Origin of the sequence: Profundicola chukchiensis (assembly GCF_029664245.1) — a bacterium.
In the GTDB taxonomy this organism is placed as follows: Bacteria; Bacteroidota; Bacteroidia; order Flavobacteriales; family Weeksellaceae; genus Profundicola; species Profundicola chukchiensis.
Genome location: NZ_JANAIE010000003.1, coordinates 164,587 through 183,149 on the forward strand (window position 1 = coordinate 164,587; position 18,563 = coordinate 183,149).

General features: G+C 34.8%; 19 protein-coding genes. 6 read left to right on the plus strand and 13 right to left on the minus strand.

Features of this window, described 5'->3' with window-relative positions:
• Nucleotides 1-65: 65 nt before the first annotated feature.
• The 7 genes from atpA to NLM59_RS05120 all read right to left on the minus strand — a co-directional run bounded on the left by atpA (nucleotide 66) and on the right by NLM59_RS05120 (nucleotide 4,788).
• Nucleotides 66-1,655: a F0F1 ATP synthase subunit alpha gene (atpA, locus tag NLM59_RS05090; protein WP_304416669.1), complete on the minus strand. Its 1,590-nt coding sequence runs from the start codon at nucleotides 1,653-1,655 to the stop codon at nucleotides 66-68.
• A gap of 12 nt (nucleotides 1,656-1,667) precedes the next feature.
• The gene (gene atpH, locus NLM59_RS05095; protein WP_304416670.1) at nucleotides 1,668-2,228 is read right to left on the minus strand and encodes an ATP synthase F1 subunit delta; all 561 of its coding nucleotides are present in this window, start codon (nucleotides 2,226-2,228) and stop codon (nucleotides 1,668-1,670) included.
• Nucleotides 2,228-2,722 carry a F0F1 ATP synthase subunit B gene (locus NLM59_RS05100; protein WP_304416671.1) on the minus strand — a complete coding sequence of 165 codons (495 nt, stop codon included), beginning with the start codon at nucleotides 2,720-2,722 and terminating at the stop codon, nucleotides 2,228-2,230. Before NLM59_RS05100 ends, atpH begins: the two co-directional genes overlap by 1 nt.
• Before the next feature lie 79 nt (nucleotides 2,723-2,801).
• Nucleotides 2,802-3,011: an ATP synthase F0 subunit C gene (gene atpE / locus NLM59_RS05105; protein ID WP_304416672.1), complete on the minus strand. Its 210-nt coding sequence runs from the start codon at nucleotides 3,009-3,011 to the stop codon at nucleotides 2,802-2,804.
• Between the two features lie 37 nt (nucleotides 3,012-3,048).
• Nucleotides 3,049-4,137: a F0F1 ATP synthase subunit A gene (atpB, locus tag NLM59_RS05110; RefSeq protein WP_304416673.1), complete on the minus strand. Its 1,089-nt coding sequence runs from the start codon at nucleotides 4,135-4,137 to the stop codon at nucleotides 3,049-3,051.
• Nucleotides 4,138-4,220: 83 nt separating this feature from the next.
• A complete protein-coding gene (locus NLM59_RS05115) occupies nucleotides 4,221-4,568 on the minus strand; it encodes a hypothetical protein (RefSeq protein WP_304416674.1) in 348 nt (115 codons plus the stop codon).
• Between the two features lies 1 nt (nucleotide 4,569).
• Nucleotides 4,570-4,788, minus strand: coding sequence for an AtpZ/AtpI family protein (locus tag NLM59_RS05120; protein WP_304416675.1), 219 nt, complete (start codon nucleotides 4,786-4,788; stop codon nucleotides 4,570-4,572).
• 31 nt (nucleotides 4,789-4,819) lie between these two features.
• On the opposite strand from NLM59_RS05120, the gene dusB reads away from it, so the two are divergent.
• The 3 genes from dusB to NLM59_RS05135 all read left to right on the plus strand — a co-directional run bounded on the left by dusB (nucleotide 4,820) and on the right by NLM59_RS05135 (nucleotide 8,478).
• Nucleotides 4,820-5,800 carry a tRNA dihydrouridine synthase DusB gene (dusB, locus tag NLM59_RS05125; protein ID WP_304416676.1) on the plus strand — a complete coding sequence of 327 codons (981 nt, stop codon included), beginning with the start codon at nucleotides 4,820-4,822 and terminating at the stop codon, nucleotides 5,798-5,800.
• Between the two features lie 90 nt (nucleotides 5,801-5,890).
• Complete coding sequence (locus NLM59_RS05130) at nucleotides 5,891-7,891, plus strand: hypothetical protein (RefSeq protein ID WP_304416677.1); 2,001 nt, start codon at nucleotides 5,891-5,893, stop codon at nucleotides 7,889-7,891.
• Between the two features lie 98 nt (nucleotides 7,892-7,989).
• Nucleotides 7,990-8,478 (plus strand): hypothetical protein, encoded by a 489-nt coding sequence (locus NLM59_RS05135; RefSeq protein ID WP_304416678.1) that lies wholly within the window; start codon nucleotides 7,990-7,992, stop codon nucleotides 8,476-8,478.
• A 57-nt stretch (nucleotides 8,479-8,535) separates the two neighbouring features.
• On the opposite strand, the gene NLM59_RS05140 is transcribed toward NLM59_RS05135, so the two are convergent.
• Complete coding sequence (locus tag NLM59_RS05140) at nucleotides 8,536-9,237, minus strand: YjjG family noncanonical pyrimidine nucleotidase (RefSeq protein ID WP_304416679.1); 702 nt, start codon at nucleotides 9,235-9,237, stop codon at nucleotides 8,536-8,538.
• A gap of 161 nt (nucleotides 9,238-9,398) precedes the next feature.
• Between NLM59_RS05140 and NLM59_RS05145 the strand changes: the two genes are divergently transcribed.
• The 3 genes from NLM59_RS05145 to NLM59_RS05155 are packed head-to-tail and all read left to right on the plus strand — an operon-like array spanning nucleotide 9,399 to nucleotide 13,436.
• Nucleotides 9,399-10,652 (plus strand): oligosaccharide flippase family protein, encoded by a 1,254-nt coding sequence (locus tag NLM59_RS05145; protein ID WP_304416680.1) that lies wholly within the window; start codon nucleotides 9,399-9,401, stop codon nucleotides 10,650-10,652.
• Nucleotides 10,639-11,769 carry a glycosyltransferase family 4 protein gene (locus NLM59_RS05150; protein WP_304416681.1) on the plus strand — a complete coding sequence of 377 codons (1,131 nt, stop codon included), beginning with the start codon at nucleotides 10,639-10,641 and terminating at the stop codon, nucleotides 11,767-11,769. Before NLM59_RS05145 ends, NLM59_RS05150 begins: the two co-directional genes overlap by 14 nt.
• On the plus strand, nucleotides 11,766-13,436 hold the full coding sequence (locus NLM59_RS05155) for an asparagine synthase-related protein (protein ID WP_304416682.1): 1,671 nt from the start codon (nucleotides 11,766-11,768) through the stop codon (nucleotides 13,434-13,436). Before NLM59_RS05150 ends, NLM59_RS05155 begins: the two co-directional genes overlap by 4 nt.
• Before the next feature lie 43 nt (nucleotides 13,437-13,479).
• Here the strand turns inward: NLM59_RS05155 and NLM59_RS05160 are convergent, their stop codons facing one another.
• The 5 genes from NLM59_RS05160 to NLM59_RS05180 form a co-directional block, all read right to left on the minus strand.
• Nucleotides 13,480-14,352 (minus strand): hypothetical protein, encoded by an 873-nt coding sequence (locus tag NLM59_RS05160; protein WP_304416683.1) that lies wholly within the window; start codon nucleotides 14,350-14,352, stop codon nucleotides 13,480-13,482.
• Between the two features lie 66 nt (nucleotides 14,353-14,418).
• A complete protein-coding gene (locus NLM59_RS05165; RefSeq protein ID WP_304416684.1) occupies nucleotides 14,419-15,666 on the minus strand; it encodes a polysaccharide deacetylase family protein in 1,248 nt (415 codons plus the stop codon).
• A 1-nt stretch (nucleotide 15,667) separates the two neighbouring features.
• A complete protein-coding gene (gene radC, locus NLM59_RS05170; protein WP_304416685.1) occupies nucleotides 15,668-16,369 on the minus strand; it encodes a RadC family protein in 702 nt (233 codons plus the stop codon).
• 75 nt (nucleotides 16,370-16,444) lie between these two features.
• Nucleotides 16,445-17,071 (minus strand): nicotinamide riboside transporter PnuC, encoded by a 627-nt coding sequence (gene pnuC, locus NLM59_RS05175; protein ID WP_304416686.1) that lies wholly within the window; start codon nucleotides 17,069-17,071, stop codon nucleotides 16,445-16,447.
• 4 nt (nucleotides 17,072-17,075) lie between these two features.
• On the minus strand, nucleotides 17,076-18,563 hold the full coding sequence (locus tag NLM59_RS05180; protein WP_304416687.1) for a GH3 auxin-responsive promoter family protein: 1,488 nt from the start codon (nucleotides 18,561-18,563) through the stop codon (nucleotides 17,076-17,078).

The window sequence follows — 18,563 nt, forward strand, 5'->3', positions numbered from 1 at the left end:
ATTAAATCAACACTAATAAATACAACACGACACCGGTAGGCATCGTGTTGAATTATTAAATTTTATTACGCTTTGTTTTTAGCGTATTTTCCTGATAAATCATTTGCAACAGAAGTTAAAACTTGTGTTAACTCATCTGTATACTTACCAGCTTTTAATGCTGACATGGTCTCAGGGTGTTTCTGGATCAAGAATGAAATATATTCTTCTTGGAATTCTTTTACTTTTTCTACAGGAACATTTCTCATTAAGTTATTTGTACCTGCATAAATTAAAGCAACTTGGTTCTCAACTGGCATAGGTGAGTTCACGTTTTGCTTAAGAATCTCTACGTTTCTCTCTCCCTTTCCAATTACCGCCATAGTAGCCGCATCTAGATCAGATCCAAACTTAGCGAACGCTTCTAGCTCACGGTATTGAGCTTGGTCTAACTTAAGTGTACCAGATACTTTCTTCATTGATTTAATCTGAGCTGCACCACCCACACGAGATACAGAAATACCCACGTTAATAGCTGGACGAACACCAGAGTTAAATAAATCTGACTCTAAGAAGATCTGACCATCTGTAATCGAAATTACGTTGGTTGGAATATAGGCAGAAACGTCACCTGCTTGTGTTTCAATAATTGGTAATGCTGTTAAAGAACCACCTCCTTTCACTACTCCTTTCATTGATTCTGGTAAGTCGTTCATGTTTTTAGCAACATTATCATCACCAATAATCTTAGCAGCACGCTCTAATAATCTAGAGTGTAAGTAGAAAACGTCACCTGGATATGCCTCACGTCCTGGAGGTCTTCTTAATAATAAAGACACCTCACGGTAAGCAACCGCTTGCTTAGATAAGTCATCAAATACGATTAAAGCAGGACGACCTGTATCACGGAAGTACTCACCAATAGCAGCACCTGCTAATGGAGCATATACCTGCATTGGAGCTGGATCGGATGCGTTAGCCGCAACAATCACCGTATAGTCCATAGCACCGTGCTCTTCTAATACAGCAACTGTTTGTGCTACCGTAGACGCTTTTTGTCCTACAGCAACATAGATACAGTAAACAGGCTCTCCTCTATCGTAAAATTCTTTTTGGTTCAAAATTGTATCAATCGCAACGGTTGATTTACCTGTTTGACGGTCACCAATAATCAACTCACGTTGACCACGACCTACAGGAATCATAGAGTCGATTGCTACGATACCAGTTTGCAAAGGTTCAGAAACAGGCTCACGGTAGATAACACCTGGTGCTTTTCTCTCAATTGGCAATTCAAATAATTCACCTTCTAAAGGTCCTTTACCATCGATTGGGTAACCTAAAGTATCAACAACTCTACCCAACATAGATTCACCTACCTTGATAGATGCAATTCTGTTAGTTCTTTTTGCTGTATCTCCTTCTTTAATCCCCTTCGATTCACCTAAAAGTACAACACCTACGTTGTCCTCTTCTAAGTTCAATACAAGTCCTTCTAAACCAGTACTGAATTCAACTAATTCACCGTATTGTGCGTTTTCTAATCCATAGATACGTGCAATACCGTCACCTACTTGTAGTACGGTACCAACTTCAGACAGTTCAGCGTCTGAGTTGAAATTAGTTAATTGTTGTTTTAATATAGCTGATACTTCAGCTGGATTGATTTCTGCCATGATTTTGTCTTATTAAACCTTTGGAATATAATGTTTTGAATCAAATTCTTTTCTAATTTTATTCATTTTAGAACTGATAGATGCATCGAATTGCTTGTCATCTATTCTTAAAATGAATCCACCAATTAAACTTGGATCTACCTTATTTAAAACTTCTAATGAAGTTCCTGCAGGAAGAGTTTCTTTGGCTTTGCTCAAAATAGCATCGATTTGTGCCTGATCTAACTTCTGTGCAGAAGTAATAGTAGCATCCTTAATGTTATTTTTAGCTTTATAAAGCTGAATAAATTCAGCTGCGATTTCTCCAATCGCTAAACTTCTATCTTGTCTTATGATCAGGGATAAAAATGTTCTGGACTCCTCTGAATAACCCGCAAATACATTGTTCATGATTTGCGTTTTCTTTTTGTAATCTATAATCGGAGACGCAAAGAAATTTTTAAGATCACGGTTGGATTTAACCAAATCGCGTAATTGCAACATTTCTTGCATAACCATTTCCTCCTTATCAGAACCGGAAAGGAAATCCATAAACCCTTTAGCGTATCTTTTTGCTACCCGAAAATGTGCCATTAGCTTAAATTAATATCTTTAATTAATTCATCAACATAAGCATTTTGATTCTCGCTTTGGCTTAATTGCTTACCTAAAACCTTTTCTGCAACTCCAATTGATAAAGTAGCTACTTGGTTTTTGATATCTGCAATAGCAGCAGCTTTTTCTGTTTGAATGCTTTCGCGAGCAGAAACAATAATTTTCTCTGCCTCTAATTTAGCATCCTCTTTTGCTTTGTTGATAGTTTCATTACGCATTTCACGCGCTTCTTTTAACATTGCATCACGCTCTTCACGTGCTTGCTGCAATATCTTTTCGTTCTCATTCTTAAGGTATGCCATTTCCTCACGAGCTTTTTTTGCTTGATTCAAAGCATCCTCTATATGAGCTTCACGCTCATTAACCGCCGATAAAATTGGCTTCCAAGCAAATTTTGCAAGGAGAAGGAATAAGATTACGAAAATTAAAGTGGTCCAAAATATTAAACCAATGGATGGAGTTAATAATTCCATAATATATTTTTGCTAATTTATTAAATTTTTAAAAGAAAGCCCGATTGCCAACCGCATAAGACGGGCTTTCTGAATCCATTTACCCAATGCTCAAGAATGCAATTACAAGTCCGAATAGACCTGCACCCTCGATAAGAGCTGCAGCAATAATCATTGCTGTTTGAATTTTACTAGAAGCTTCAGGCTGACGAGCGATAGCGTCCATTGCTTGGCCACCAATTCTACCGATTCCTAATGCGATTCCTAATACTGCTAATCCTGCACCTATGGCAGCTAATGTTCCAGTCATGATAAAAAATTTAAATAATTAATAAATGGTTTTAAAATTAATGTGCTTCCTCTACCGCCATTCCAATGAAAAGCGCTGTTAAAAGCGTAAATATATATGCTTGTAACGCAGCAACTAATAACTCTAACGTGTTAATGAATAAAGTTAAAAGTATAGAACCTGGTGCTACTGCATAGCTTTGTAATATAAAAATCAAGGATACGAAACTCAATACGATAATGTGTCCTGCTGTAATGTTAGCAAACAAACGAACCATTAACGCAATTGGCTTTGTGAATAATCCAAGAACCTCAACAGGTACTAAGATTAAGTAAACTGGTAATTTACCATACCAAGGCATCTGATCTCCTAATGGATCAAAAATATGCTTCCAGTAGTTTTTGTTACCACTAAAGTTTACCACAACAAATGTGATTGCTGCTAAGGTTAAAGTAAACGCAATGTTACCACTCGCATTCGCTGCACCTGGCATCAATCCTGTTAAGTTTAAAATCCAAATAAAGAAGAATAATGTCAATAAGTATGGCATATACTTTTTGTACTTAGGACCAATGTTTGGCTTAGCGATATCTTCTCTAACGAAGATAACTAAAGGCTCTAAGAATCCAGCTAAACCTCTAGGAACCATACCGTTCTTATAAGATCTTGCTACCGAACCAAATAGAATCAATAACAATAAACCTCCCATGATCATCATTACTACGTTTTTAGTAATAGAGAAATCTAATGGCATCGGATTCGTTGGATGCTCTTCTTCATCCATAGTTAATGTTCCTGCAGCATCTGTTTCATAGATTTTTTCGTGATGCAAGGTATAATACTTACCACCACTTTCTACAATACCATCTCCATAATAAAAAGGTTTAGATGAGAACATCTTAATACCATCATCTAAAAGGATAACCGGCAAATATAGACCTACTGAGCTATCGCCTTCTCCCCATAAATGCCACTCATGCGCATCACTAACGTGGTGCATGATGGTTGAAACTAAATCAAACTCGTTTTCCTCCGCTTCCGTGGTGTCCGCAACCTCCTCTACAGTTGCATTTACGTCCGCTTGACCATAAGCCAATGGAAGTAGAAAAAAGGATAGAACTAATGTTAATAATCTTAATTGCTGCATTTCATTTACTTTCCTACAATAATTTTGCAAAAATAGGCTGAAATATTTAATAATAAAAGATATTTCGATATGTATTTTGTCATTTATTTAGGATTAAGGTTTTTAATAAAGACTAAAGTGTAGATAATTGTGTATAAAGCGTAGACTACTAAAAAGTTAAATATCTGCCCCTGTGTCAATCCTACCTTATTGTATAGTAGAATAAAAATTGAGAACATCACTCCCATTTTAATTAGGAAACCACCCATTACAACTAAGCCTAAATATTCTTTTTTATCTTTTAAAAAAAATAAACTCGATGCAATAATTCCACCTAATAAGAGCAAACTAGCATGCAAAACTACAAATGACTTAAGCTCAAATTGATTTAAATAGTCTAAAATGAAAAAATCTGCGACTATAATCGCGAGCAATAATAAAATGTATTTCATACTAGTTGTCTAATTTTTTAACATCTTGGTAAAGGACATATAATCCAAGGAAAACCCCTAAAAGAGTTGCCCCAAGCGTAAAGTAGTTTTTTTCAACTTCAAAATAGTAGTCGAGTCCATAACCCAATAAGGCAAAGCCAAATATGGTCGCCGTAAGCTGTGAGCTAATAGCGAATAGGCGCATATATTTTTTCGATGGCGTAGAATTGTTATCCTTCATTAGAAATGCCTTATTTTTGCCCCACAAATTTATGGTAAAAATAGGAAACATAGAATTACCGGACTTTCCGTTGCTACTCGCACCTATGGAAGACGTGAGCGATCCACCTTTTCGCAGATTGTGCAAAGAATATGGAGCAGACCTTATGTATTCGGAATTTATTTCGTCCGAAGGACTCATTCGTGATGCGATTAAAAGCAAAATGAAATTAGATATTTTCGACTACGAAAGACCGGTTGGAATTCAAATTTTTGGTGGCGACGAAGAAGCTATGGCAATGTCTACAGAAATTGTAGCTGCTGTAAAGCCAGATTTAGTGGACATCAATTTTGGCTGCCCTGTTAAAAAAGTAGTTTCTAAAGGCGCTGGTGCAGGTGTATTAAAAGACGTTGACCTTATGGTAAAACTTACCGAAGCTTGCGTAAGATCTACTGATTTACCCGTTACCGTTAAAACTCGTTTAGGCTGGGATAATGACAGCATTAACATTTACGAAGTTGCAGAGAGACTTCAAGATGTTGGTATTAAAGCTTTATCTATTCACGGCAGAACGCGTGCGCAAATGTATAAAGGCGAAGCGGATTGGGCTCCTATTGCTAAAGTTAAAGATAATCCAAGAATTCATATTCCAATCTTTGGGAATGGCGATATAGATTCTCCTCAAAAAGCACTAGAATACAAAAACCGCTATGGTGTAGATGGTGTTATGGTAGGTAGAGCAAGCATTGGAAATCCTTGGTTCTTTAGAGAAATTAAGCATTTCGTAAAAACCGGCGAGATTTTAGATCCTCCAACATTACAAGATAGAATTGAGGCGGTTCGCAAGCATGTTATTTGGTCTTGTGAGTGGAAAGGTGATCGTACGGGAATTTTAGAAATGAGAAGGCATTATGCTAATTACTTTAAAGGAGTGGATCATTTCAAACCCTTCAGAACTAAATTAGTTCAGTTACCTGAAAAAGATGATGTATTAGGCGTTTTAGATGAAATAAGCGAACATTATTTAGCCTAAATTCAAGCTTAAATCCTGATTTCCTTAAGATTCAATAGTTAAATATTGGATTTCACATCGCTATATTCAGAATATTAGTATTTTTACTATATGAGCAAAAAGAAAATTATACTTCTGATTGTAGGTGTTTTACTGGCTATAGGTGTAGTTAGTGTTTTCTTCAATAATTATCTTAACACCAACAAGGTTAAAGATTTTATTCAAGCTCAATTACCCGAAAACATTGATTTAGAGTATAGAAAACTTAACACGAACATACTTTTTGGCAATTTCTCGCTTAAAGATGCAAAGATTAAGCTTAAAGACAAGGGTATAGAAATAGAGGTAGAAGAACTTGAATTAAAAGGTCTCAACTACCGCCAATTACTCACAAGCGATACGATTCAGATTTCTGGAAGCTCCATTAAAAATGCTTTCTTTTTAATTGATAAATCTAATATTGACTCCACTAAAATCCCTGAGAAGAAAGATCGCAAAAACCTAGTGCTTAAATTAGATAAATTTGAAGTAGGTTTTTCTGGTATTACCGTTAAGGACAAGAACGGCGATATAAGAGCTCAACTCAATGCTACCCAATTAGGTTTGAGAGATTTAATGGTGCAATCTCGCCCCGAAAAAACTGGAGATGATTTTGAATTTGCCCTAAGAAGCATTCAGTCGGATAGTTTGCTAATTGCTTTAAGCGAAACCGAAGATTTGCATATTGGACGTATTGAAATCGATGATTCTAAGTTCAAGCTTAGCAATTCGCAACTGGCTTTAAAGGATAGGGGTATTCAAGTTGATTTCGATAAATTAGAACTTAATGGTAAGCATTTAGGACATGTATTTTCATCTGACACTATCAATTTCGAGGAGTGCCTGTTGAGCAATGCCTCTATTAAAATCAATAACTCTAAACGTCAGACCAAGAAAACTAGAAAGAAAGTTCAAGCGGCTAATAAAGTGATTAATGTTGCTAAGTTTAACATTAGCGAAACGGCTTTTGATTTTTTAGATGGTAGAGGAAAACCAAAAATCAAGTTTGACAAAACCAATGCATTTTTTGAAGATATTCGAATTTTGACAGCACCAGATGACAATCAAAATCATCTTACCTACAAGTTTATTCATTTAGATGCGAAAGACCTAAATGCTGCTATTAGTGACTTGCATAAAATTCAGATTAAAGATATTCAGGTAGAGGATAAAATAGCAACCTTCAACAAACTCAGCATTACGCCGAACTATAGTAGAACAGAGTTTCAAAAGCATATTAAAGAGGAGAAAGATGTCATTAATTTGGATGTTCCAAAGGTGGTTGTTTCTGATTATGATTACTCTTTCGACAAGGAGGATAATTTTATTAAAGCCAATCAGATTACCTTGAATTCACCAGATTTAAGCATTTATAGAAATAAACTAATGCCTGATCAAACAGGTCGCAAACCTCTATATTCGGAGATGTTGCGCAAACTTAAAATGGAGTTAGCAATAGATGATATTCAAATCAAGAATGCAAAATTATCCTACGAAGAACATGTTGATAGAAATCAAGCACCGGGAAAAATACACTTTACCCAACTCCATGGAAACATTCGAAATTTATATAACAAAATCCCTTCTAAGGATTTAGTGAGCATTAATTTAGATGCTCAATTTATGGGACATTCTCCCACCCACATCGAGTGGACTTTTAATGTTCACCAACCAGCCGATCATTTTAGGATTAAAGGTTCGGTTAAAAACCTTGACGCGAAATCACTTGATGGCTTTTTAATTCCTAATATGAAAGCTAAATTAGATGGCAAGGTTCAGTTAACCACGTTTGATTTTAAAGGAAATGACATCAAAAGTACTGGCCAGATGGATATGAATTATGATGACTTGAAGGTAGATGTATTGAATAGAAAGAATGAAAAGAAAGGATTCTGGAGTGCAATAGCCAACTTTTTAGTTAAAAATGATAAGGATGATTCTTCTAAAGTAAATAATATTGTAAGTGTAGAGCGCGATCAGACCAAGTCGTTTTTCAACTATTTTTGGTTATCCCTAAAAGATGGTATCAAACAAAATGTAATGAAATTCCAAGGTAAAAAAGATAAATCTTAAGCTAGAAAAACCTTATTACATTAAGATAATCAGCATTTTATACCCTCACATTTCCTCTTTGGCACATATATTGAATATTTGATAGGAAATCAAATGACATGACAAAGAGAATAATATTAAGCACCGCTTTAGGATTTATATTTATGGCGGGTGTTCAAGCACAAGAGAAAAAGAAAAGAACTTATAGCGCAGAGATTACGCCGGTAGAACAAAAAGCTCCAGCAAAGAAAAAACTTAAAAATCCTGAGGCTAACGTTAACTTTGAACAAGTTCAAGACACAAGAACACTAGGTCAAGACGTAGTAAACATTAAAACATTAAAGTTTGATGGAATGGTTGTTGGCGATAAACAATCTTCTAATGAGTTGAACATTGACAAAACGCGCAAAATTCAAATCGAATTTAAGAGTGATAACCCTAATGCACTTTATTATTTAGTGGATAGATTAGACAACATTATTATTCCTGCAAGAGAAGGTGCATTTAATGAGGAATTAAAAGCTGGAAAATATTTCTTGAAAGTTGGCTTAATGAATGATGCCGCAAGAATGAAAGAAAAAGCAACCTTTAGTTTTGTTATTAGATAAAACTAATCTACTTATATAAAAAACGCCCATTATTTCTGATAATGGGCGTTTTTGTTTTTAAAGTAATTCTTTCAATTCTAATAAGGAAGTTATATTAGGTACGCCTTCTAAACTTGGCTTTTCATTAAAACAATCTAAGAAAATAGCTTGCCAACCAAAGTTGGTTCCACCGATTACATCAGCTACCCAATCATCGCCAATAATCACTGCATTTTCTTTAGTTGAACCTGCTTTATTATTAGCTAATTCAAAAATTCTAGTATCTGGTTTTCTAACGCCAATTTCATCAGCACAGGTAAGCGTAGTTATATACTTTAATAAATCAGCATTTTTAAGTTTGTCCTCTGAAACCTCTATAAATCCATTGGTTATAATGTGAATGGTATATTTATCACTTAGATATTCTAGGATTTCTTGCGCACCTTCTACTGTTCCTTTCATTTTTCCCATTCGAGCTAAATACTCATCCTCGAACTCCATTCCCAAGCCTTCTTCGTGAATATCAAAATGAGCAAAAGGATCTTTGAATCTTCTTTCTCTCAATTCGTCTTTAGAAATCTTGCCTTCACTAATAGACATCCAAAGCTTTTCATTTAAATCATAAAACACCTCATGCCATTCTTCAAACGTGACATTATATTTCTTTGTAATCTCATAGTCCTTAAACATTTGCTCTAAGGTAACTTCAGAGTTTCCTCTGTGGTCCCACAAAGTATTATCCAAATCAAAGAAAACGTGTTCTACTCTAGCTTTGTCCATAATTAAATTTTGAAGATGCAAAACTAAGGATTTCTTGATTATTGATGAGTGACAAGCATTCAATCTTTCTTATAGTGCAATATCTAAGCTAAATGAATGCTCAAAACTCAAGTTTCATAAACGATACGATTTTATCTACATTTGCGTTATTCAACTTTTCCATGCAAGGCATTATAAACTTCATTAAGGATTTTCATAAAAACAGTGGTTCGTGGATCATGTCAGCGACGCTGTTTAATAAATTGATTCTATTTTTAATCAAGGTTTTTGTCATTATTTATATAGAAAAAGAAGTCTTAGGACAGGTGGTTTATTCTATCACCATGATTGCCTTTTTCACTCCTTTTGTGGGCTTTGGATCACCTGCTGGATTATTGCGGTATGGATCTATCGCCGAATCCGACGAGGAACGCCGAGAAGTCATAGACTATTCTTTTAGTCAAGGACTGGTAAATACTTTCATCTTAATTTTATTGATTGTCCCCTTCCTTAGCTTTTTATCTAAAGGCGAAGAGGCAACGATGCTATTCTTGTGTATTTTACTCGGACGAGTTCTAGCTTTATTTCTCAATAATCACCAGTCTGCACAAATGCGTGTTGATTTTCAGAATAAGCGATACGGACAATATGATATGATGAATAGCATCACGCTATTTGTTTTGGCTTTTGCGCTCACCTATCTTTTTCAAGCGGTAGGTTATGTTGTTTCATTGGTCATTGCACCTATCCTTACTTTTATCATTTATAGCATTCTCTACGGCGCACCAAAATTTAATCTTAAATGGAATTTCAACTTTCCTAAAAAGTCGTATTGGATATATGCTATGCTCACGAGTTTCTCTGGAGTTGTTTCCCAAATGGTCTTCTTTGTAGATATTTATTTGATTCGTGACATGATCGATAACGAAGCAGTAGCTGAATACAATGTAGCTGGGTTAATTCCGCTGAATGTGTTGGTTTTACCCGTTATTTTCATGCGCACCGACTTCACTAAAATTGCAAGTAATTACAAGAACCGAGCTTTTTTAAAGAATTATTACATCAATTATTTATACTTATTTCTTGCCATTTCTGTTGCCGGAATGTTGGTTTCTTATTTCTTAGGCGAATGGCTATTTAGCTTTATTGGAGAGGATTATCAACCCTTTGAAATATTTATGTATCTCATGGCGGCTGTTTGCATTTCTATTATGTTCAGAGTTCCCTTAGGAAACATGATTTCAGCATTTGGAAAAGCAAGATTCAATACAATTAGTGGAGTTATAACCTTGGTTTTTGCCGTGGTTTTAAACCTTTTATTTATTCCAAAATATGGCTTATTGGGCGCAACTTGGGCCACTTGTATTTCACTCATTATTTCAAGCGTTTTAAACCTAGCTTACTTTATCTGGTATTTAAAATATGAGTGCGAATAAACTACATATATTATTTGTTTCAACTTGGTTTCCCAACAGGGTATCAGGCTTAAATGGCGATTTTGTTCAGCGCCATGCTAAAGCTGTGAGTAGTTTACATAAAGTAAGTGTGCTACATGTGGAAGGTGATACGGCTATCAATAAAAGCGTTATTGAAAGACATGAAACAAATGAAAATCTCCAAGAAGTCATTGTATTTTTCCCCAAGTCCAAATATTCAATTATAAATTTCTTTAGAAAATTTAAGAGCTACCAACTCGGAAAAAAGGAAATTGGAGGATTTGATTTAATTCACGCTAATGTGATGTATTACAACCTATTTTGGGTTTTAATTCAACGATTATTTCATCAAAAGAAATATGTCATAACTGAGCATTCAACTGAATTCTATGGAAAAATGAGTTGGCTAAAACGCTCATTTAATAAAATTCTAGGAAAATACGCTTCTAAAATCCTACCCGTAAGCCAAAAACTTCAAGAGGCCATGCAAAACCAAGGCGTAAAAGGTGATTTTGAAGTTATACCCAATGTCGTTGATACTTCTTTATTTGAAGCGAAAACGGACTCATTAAATCAAGTTCCAATTTTTCTGCATGTCTCTATGTTGTTGGACAGCCATAAAAACATAACTGGACAACTAAATGCAGTTAAAATATTGGCTGATAAAGGATATAAATTTGAATTTCACATCGGTGGTAATGGGGATCTAAACCCTATTCTGGAATTTATTGAAAAACATCAACTGCAGAATTACATTAAAACCTTTGGAACATTAACTCATCAAGAGGTTTCTCAAAAAATGAAACAAGCAGACGCTTTTATTTTATTCAGTTTTAAGGAAAATCAACCTTGTGTTATTATCGAATCTTTTGCGGTTGGGACGCCAGTTATTGCCAGCGATGTAGGAGGAATTAGCGAGTTTTTCCCATCAAACTTTGGAGAAATTATTCCTTCTAACGATGTTGATGAGCTTGTCCACAAAATTGAAGATTTTATTCAACAGAAAAATTATGCTTCTGCCCATGAAATGCATGATTATGTTGAAAATAACTTTTCAGTAAGGCGTATTGCTGAACGATTTGATCAAGTTTATCAATCTATAATATCAGAGAGATGAGAGGATTTTTCGGTGGAAATATAGAACTGGATAAGGCTGAAATGTCATTCGCCGAATTTTCCTTTGGTAGAAACTCAAATGATCAATTTGTAGAGGATAAAATCTTCACAGAAACAGATGATTTTATTCTAGGATTGGATGGAGTGATTTTAAACAAAAAAGAAATTGCTCATGATGCTCAAGATTGGGTGAATTATTTAATTAAACAAGATTTAAATTTAGCCCAAAAATTAAAGCGTCTAAAAGGCGTTTTTCATGGTTTTATTCTCAATAAAAAAACAAATGAATTAAACTTATTTAATGACATCACTGGAAATAAAAACTTCAGTTATTATCTTAAAAATGGCAGCTTTGTCTTTTCCTATGATGAGATTAATTTAATTCAGCTTTTGAAGTCTCATCAGCTTGAAATGACTTTAAGTCCGCTTTCAAAGTATAATTTTTTAGCTTATTCCTATCTTGGTTCTACGCAATCTTGGTTAGAAGAAGGAAAAAGACTTGCGCCTGGCAGTATTTTAAATTTTAAAAACGGAAAAATCTCCATTGAATCCTATAAAACCCTTGTTTCCGAACCGAATAATAATTCATCCTACGATAAGGTTTTAAGTGATTTCGAAGAATTGATGCAAGAGGCAGTCACACTACAATATCAAAAAGACAAAGACAGTCATAAACAACATTTCACGACGCTGAGCGGTGGTTTAGATTCACGTGCAACCACTCTCTTAGCACATGATCTGGGCTTTAAAGAACAAACAGCCTTTACTTGTAGCCAATCTGGTTATGCGGATCAAATTATCGCAGAAGAAATCGCAGAAGCCTATAATTTTGAGCATCATTTTTATGCTTTGGATTCTTTTGAGCATCTATTTGATATCGAAAACATAAATAAAGAAATTGGAGGTTCGGCTTTATATTCTGGACCAGCGCATGTTATGTTTGGCATCGACAAATTCTGGAATAAAGATTACGGTATTATCCATTCTGGACATATTGGAGATGGTGTGATGGGTGCATTTTTAAGTTCTACCCAAATGTCTCCACCTAATCTATCTTATGGCAGAATTAGGGCTGAAATTTTGGCTCATCATCCTGATTTTGATGCACAAATCATCGAAAAATACAACAACGAGGAGGAATATAAATTATACGAACGTGCCTTTTGTGGAGCAGCTTGCGGCGTTTGGGGATTGGAGCAATTTTCTTATAATATCGCTCCTTTTATAGATCGAGATATATTAGATTTTCTTCTAGCTCTACCTTATGAGTTTAAATATAAACGCAAGATTTATATCGATTGGATGTTAAAGTTTCATCCATCTTGGACAGAATTCAAATTAGAAAGCATTCATTCTAAACCAAATGCTCATTGGAAGTTTAAATATGAATTAGAGTATATGCGTATTCGATTTGGTTGGCGTAAACTTTTATCGAAGGAATTTAGATTGAAATTCAACATGGCTCCAGAGCAGTATTGGTTTGAGAGTTCAAAAGCTTTACAGAATTACTATGCGAAAGAAGTGAAAGAAGCACTAGAAATCGCTAGCGACTTAAAACTTCCTTTTCATAAAGAAATGACTGAATTTAGCAAGTCGAAGGATTACACAACTCGCGCAAAAGCCTCACATTTAGCCTATATCATCAACTTGATTTATACGAATAAATAAATTTCAAAAACTGCTTAATTTAATAAGTAAATCTTATTCTGTGTTATGTAGAAACAACCATGTATGGTTGATTTTTAGCTCCAAATCTCTCCATAAATTTACCTACGCCTGGAATTTCTGAACCTTCAAAGTCCAATATAGTTGGCGTATTCGCGTGTTTTTCGATTAAATAATTAAGTATAAAATCTGTAGCGAATAATTTCCTACCCATTTCACTCGCAGCAGATTGAGAATAATAGAATCTATTTCGATACTTGGTAAAAAAAGCGACCGAAATAACTTCCTCCTCTTTCTTAACCGCATATATTTCTCCTAAATCTTGGCTAAGACAATATTCAAAAAATTGTTTTTTCTTTCTGAGAATTTGAGCAGACTCTTTTAAGGGCATATGTTTCGCCTGAAAGGAGATAAAATCATCAATAGCTATATCAGAAACCTTTAAATTATTTTGCTTTCCTTTCTTTACACCTTGTCGCTTACTGGTAGAAAAACCATAATACAATTCTTCATAAGGTTTATTTAAATCTAAGACATAATTTTTACGCGTTTTAAGCCCCAAATCACTTAATACCGAGGTTTGCAAATGATTTAAATGATAAACTAAAGGTTTTAGATCTTTTAATTCATTCAAAAATTCTAAATGAATATTTTTTACCAAAGGAGTTTTAGAAATCACGCCTAATTGTTGTGCAAAATAAGGTTGAACCAAGCTTTTCTTCCAAAAACTACGTTTCATTCTTGCATATGGAATCGGCATCACAGCCTCATAATTATTGTACACCAAGACACCCCAATCCTTTTGGGTAACGATATCCAAAAACCAACTTTCTGCGTAAACAATTGGCTCCAAACTATTTGAAACACAATCATTGTATCGCTGGAAATCTATTTCGGAATATGGTATATATTGAAGCAATGGATTTATTTAAACCTTAAAATTACAAGGAATTTATTGAACTCAAAATTTAATAACGAAGTCTATTTAAGAAATAAAGCTAGACAAAAGACTTTCTCGCCATCCTTTCCACTCCCCAAAATCAGACAAACTCTCGTTGTGACAAATCATACAAAAGCTTCCACCCGTTAACTCGATGGTATTTTCAAGTTCTCTTATTTTTCCATGAGCTTGATTAGGCGTATTTCTTAAGTAATTTTTTAAGGTGACATCCATGGCGCAAAAAGGATGAATCTTCAAATTGGTTTCCTTTTCTTGACTCAAATCATACCAATTAAAACTATGCGCCGTTCCAGCTCTGAAGCCCAATTGATCGGCAAATCCCATACTATAATCTTCTTGAATTCCATTTGCCAACAAATTCTGATAGGTTGAAGGTAAATCAAGTTTAATATAATGCTGTCTCGACTTAGCAACAGGTTTCCCCAACACTTGCTCAAGTCTTTCTACTTCTGTCTTCAAAATCGAAGCATCTTGATTGGATTGGTACGAGGGATGTAAACCTACAGATGCCCATTTATTTGTGTTTTTAATTAATTTTTGAAATGCTTTATTCTTAAAATTCAAATTCTTGTCAAACTCAGCATAATCTCCAACCTGGAAAAAGAAAATAGGTTTATTCAGTTCGTGCTCGAAATTTATTTTTAACTCTTGATAAACATCCCAAGGGTCTTTCATGAGGAAGAAATAGCTTAATTTTCTTCGCGCTATCGAAATCAAATTTAATTTAAGCGCATCGCGTAGATTTGCGCCAACAAATCGCTTAAAACTCTTGTTTTGGTATAAATAAGCTTGGTCGATATCTATCGTCAATTGCTTCTTGAATTCTTTTTCTTTAAATTTTAAATCAGGATAGCGTTCATGTATTGAGTTTTTTAAGTTTTGAATTAAAACATCCACCCAAGGCAACTTTAATCGATTCGTTTTAAACAAATAAGAAGAGCTTCCTAAAAATCTATTGTGAGTGTCTCTTTCTTGAATTACATACTCCTCATATCGCGAAAGCAGAAAGAAAATCATAGCAAAACTGTCTAATTCTAAATTAGAAAAGTCAAAAAGCTTATACCCTTTTTCGAATAGCAATTTCTGTGGTTGGATTTGAATCCCACCTAAATCCTGATGTGAATAATTAATTTTAGCAGTTTCAATTTGAGTGAATTCATCAATATCCGAGGTAATTTTGAACGAAATATCCCAAATTTTTGAGATAAAATTCAAAACATAGTCTAGCCTTGGAGATTGCTTTGCTGAATAAACCCAAATTTCTTGTTTCATTTTACATTTTATTCTCGTCTCGAAAACTAAAGTAGTCTTTTTGCGTCACAATTAAATGGTCTAAAACTGCCACATCCAAAATTTGCCCGCATTCTACTAATTTTTTAGTAAGCCTAATGTCTTGTTCACTGGGCTTAATGTTGCCACTTGGATGATTATGTGCCACAATAATAGCTGTCGCGAATTTTTCTAAAGCCGTTCTAAAAATCAAACGAGGATCCGCTAAGGTATAACTAATCCCGCCGGAGCTCACTCTTTCAATAGAAATCACCTTGTTGGCTTGATTTAAAAACATAACCCAAAATTCCTCAACGTTTAAATCTGCTAAATGAGGTCTCAATACATCAAAAACCTCTGAGCTACTAGTGACTTTTGGCTTTTCTAATGCAAATTGTAAGGATTTACGATTCCCGATTTCTAATGCGGTAATAATACTGATGGCCTTGGCTTCTCCGATTCCTTTGTAATTCATTAATTGTTTCAAGCTCAAACGAGATAATTCATGCCAATTGTTTTGAACATCATTCAAGATACGCTTAGCTAAATCTACAGCAGTTTCTTCTTTGTTTCCGCTTCCCATAATGATGGCTAGTAGCTCGGCATCCGAAAGTGAAGCTTTTCCTTTGAGCATTAATTTTTCGCGCGGACGATCATCTTCCGCCCAATTCTTGAGTGATTTGAAGTTTTGATATGTTTTTGCCATCGCCGTGACAATAAGGATAAACTAAAAAGGGCACTTGTGCTAAGTCACAATAAATCCAAACCTATCCTAAGATAGTTAAGCTACCTTAGATTTACCAACTGCATTCTTCCACAGTTGATAACCTTGTACAGCTAAGATAAGAAAAATTATGAATTGTATCCCGGTGAAGCCCAATCCTTTGGCAAAGTATAAAGGAGCAGATATTATATTTGTAATAATCCAACCTAACCAGTTTTCTACTTTCTTTTTAGCCATCAACCACATCGAACCAAATGCTAATCCAGTTGTTAAAACATCAAAATAGTTAGTCCAATCCTCGAATTTATCGAAGTAAATATAAACTCCGATAACGAAAGCCATCGTAAATAAGAAGATGCCAATGGTCCATAGCCAGTCTTTAGTTTCTGACCAAGAAATCTTAAGTTGATCTTCTTGAGCAATATTCGACCATAAAACCCAACCATAAACACTCATGGCAGTGTAGTAAATATTGATAGTGAAATCGCCAATATAACCTACCACATAGGTTATGTAAATATAAATTCCTGTACTAATAATTCCAGTAGGGAAAACAAGAATATTCCCTCTTTTCGCAAATAATACACTTAAAACCCCAAACAATGCAGCCGTGATTTCTAAAATTATATCTAGTGTAGTTGCCTCAGCATAAGGCTGTAAAAAGAAATCAATAATTTCCTGCATGGCTTTATTTTATATAAGGTTGAAGCCCGTCCGCGATATTTCGATCATTGGCTAAGCGTGGTAGTTTAAATTGCCCTCCCAATTTACCTTGAGATTTCATATATAAATTAAATCCGTTGTCTTGAATAAATGAGATTTCAAGCGGTCTTAAAACTTTTCCATCAATCAAATCAAAATAATATGGATTTTGATTCTGAACTTGTTGATCTAATTCATTTTTAAAACGCTCTAAATCTTCTGGTTCTTCCTTGAATTCTATAAACCATTCATGATATGGCAACCCACTTACTGGATTGACCTGTGGTGCAATATGAAATTCAGAAACCGTGGCTTTGTATTTTTCTAAAGTGTTTTTCAGCGCATTTTCAACTTCTTGTGCTATCACGTGCTCCCCAAATGCAGAGGTATAATGTTTAATTCTACCCGTAACCACAATTCTATAAGGGTCTAATGAAGTAAACTTAACAGTGTCACCAATGCTATATGACCATAAACCCGCATTGGTTGTTAAAATTACAGCATAGTTGGTGTCTAATTCAACCTCGCCAATGCTCAACCTTTTGGCGTCTGGTTTACCAAATTCTTCTACAGGAACGAATTCATAGAAAATACCGTGATTTAAGAGCAATAACAAGTCTTCCTTACCCAATTGGTCTTGATAAGCAATAAAGCCCTCAGACGCAGGATAAGTTTGTATTACGTCTACCTTCTTGCCTAGGTACTGATTCATTTTCTCACGATAAGGCTCGTAGTTAACTCCACCGGTCACGATGAGTTGAAGATTAGGGAAGATTTCTCCAATTTTCTTTCCTGTTCTTTCCTGTAATTTTTCGAAGTACATTAAGATCCAAGGTGGAATCCCGCTAATAAGCGTAAGATTTTCAGTCATGGTTTCTTCCACAATCGCATCTACTTTTTCTTCCCATTGAGGAATACTGTTCGTTTCCCAAGATGGCATTCGATTTTTTTGTAGATAAGATGGAACATAATGCGCAACAATACCAGAAAGACGTCCCATTTTAATACCGTTTTCCTCCTCCAATACTGGGCTTCCTTGCAAGAAAATCATTTTGCCGTTAACAAAATCAGCATTATTGGAGTTCATAATGTAGCGTAATAAAGCATTTCGAGCGGCCTTGATGTGATATGGCAATGAGTCTTTACTGATCGGAATATACTTAGCACCAGAAGTTGTCCCCGAAGTTTTCGCAAAATACTTAGGTGTTTTTGGCCAAAGAATATCTTTATTGCCTTCTCTTACTTGATCTATATAAGGCTTTAAATCTTCATAGTCTTGGATGCTAACAGCCTTTGTATAATCTTGATGAGAATTTATAGTTTCAAAATTATGATCCTTTCCAAACTTTGTGTTTTTAGCCGTGTTCACTAGATTTAATAACAATTTTTCTTGTTCCTCAACAGCATTTGTTATCCAAGCTTGCTCTTGCTTAGAGATAAATTTAGAAAGTAATTTTGCTAATATGGTTTTCAT

Bases quoted from the DNA above. Each gene is read 5' to 3' on its own strand.
- atpA (WP_304416669.1), bottom strand. From the start codon at position 1,655: ATGGCAGAAATCAATCCAGCTGAAGTATCAGCTATATTAAAACAACAA.
- atpH (WP_304416670.1), bottom strand. From the start codon at position 2,228: ATGGCACATTTTCGGGTAGCAAAAAGATACGCTAAAGGGTTTATGGAT.
- NLM59_RS05100 (WP_304416671.1), bottom strand. From the start codon at position 2,722: ATGGAATTATTAACTCCATCCATTGGTTTAATATTTTGGACCACTTTA.
- atpE (WP_304416672.1), bottom strand. From the start codon at position 3,011: ATGACTGGAACATTAGCTGCCATAGGTGCAGGATTAGCAGTATTAGGA.
- atpB (WP_304416673.1), bottom strand. From the start codon at position 4,137: ATGCAGCAATTAAGATTATTAACATTAGTTCTATCCTTTTTTCTACTT.
- NLM59_RS05115 (WP_304416674.1), bottom strand. From the start codon at position 4,568: ATGAAATACATTTTATTATTGCTCGCGATTATAGTCGCAGATTTTTTC.
- NLM59_RS05120 (WP_304416675.1), bottom strand. From the start codon at position 4,788: ATGAAGGATAACAATTCTACGCCATCGAAAAAATATATGCGCCTATTC.
- dusB (WP_304416676.1), top strand. From the start codon at position 4,820: ATGGTAAAAATAGGAAACATAGAATTACCGGACTTTCCGTTGCTACTC.
- NLM59_RS05130 (WP_304416677.1), top strand. From the start codon at position 5,891: ATGAGCAAAAAGAAAATTATACTTCTGATTGTAGGTGTTTTACTGGCT.
- NLM59_RS05135 (WP_304416678.1), top strand. From the start codon at position 7,990: ATGACAAAGAGAATAATATTAAGCACCGCTTTAGGATTTATATTTATG.
- NLM59_RS05140 (WP_304416679.1), bottom strand. From the start codon at position 9,237: ATGGACAAAGCTAGAGTAGAACACGTTTTCTTTGATTTGGATAATACT.
- NLM59_RS05145 (WP_304416680.1), top strand. From the start codon at position 9,399: ATGCAAGGCATTATAAACTTCATTAAGGATTTTCATAAAAACAGTGGT.
- NLM59_RS05150 (WP_304416681.1), top strand. From the start codon at position 10,639: ATGAGTGCGAATAAACTACATATATTATTTGTTTCAACTTGGTTTCCC.
- NLM59_RS05155 (WP_304416682.1), top strand. From the start codon at position 11,766: ATGAGAGGATTTTTCGGTGGAAATATAGAACTGGATAAGGCTGAAATG.
- NLM59_RS05165 (WP_304416684.1), bottom strand. From the start codon at position 15,666: ATGAAACAAGAAATTTGGGTTTATTCAGCAAAGCAATCTCCAAGGCTA.
- radC (WP_304416685.1), bottom strand. From the start codon at position 16,369: ATGGCAAAAACATATCAAAACTTCAAATCACTCAAGAATTGGGCGGAA.
- pnuC (WP_304416686.1), bottom strand. From the start codon at position 17,071: ATGCAGGAAATTATTGATTTCTTTTTACAGCCTTATGCTGAGGCAACT.
- NLM59_RS05180 (WP_304416687.1), bottom strand. From the start codon at position 18,563: ATGAAAACCATATTAGCAAAATTACTTTCTAAATTTATCTCTAAGCAA.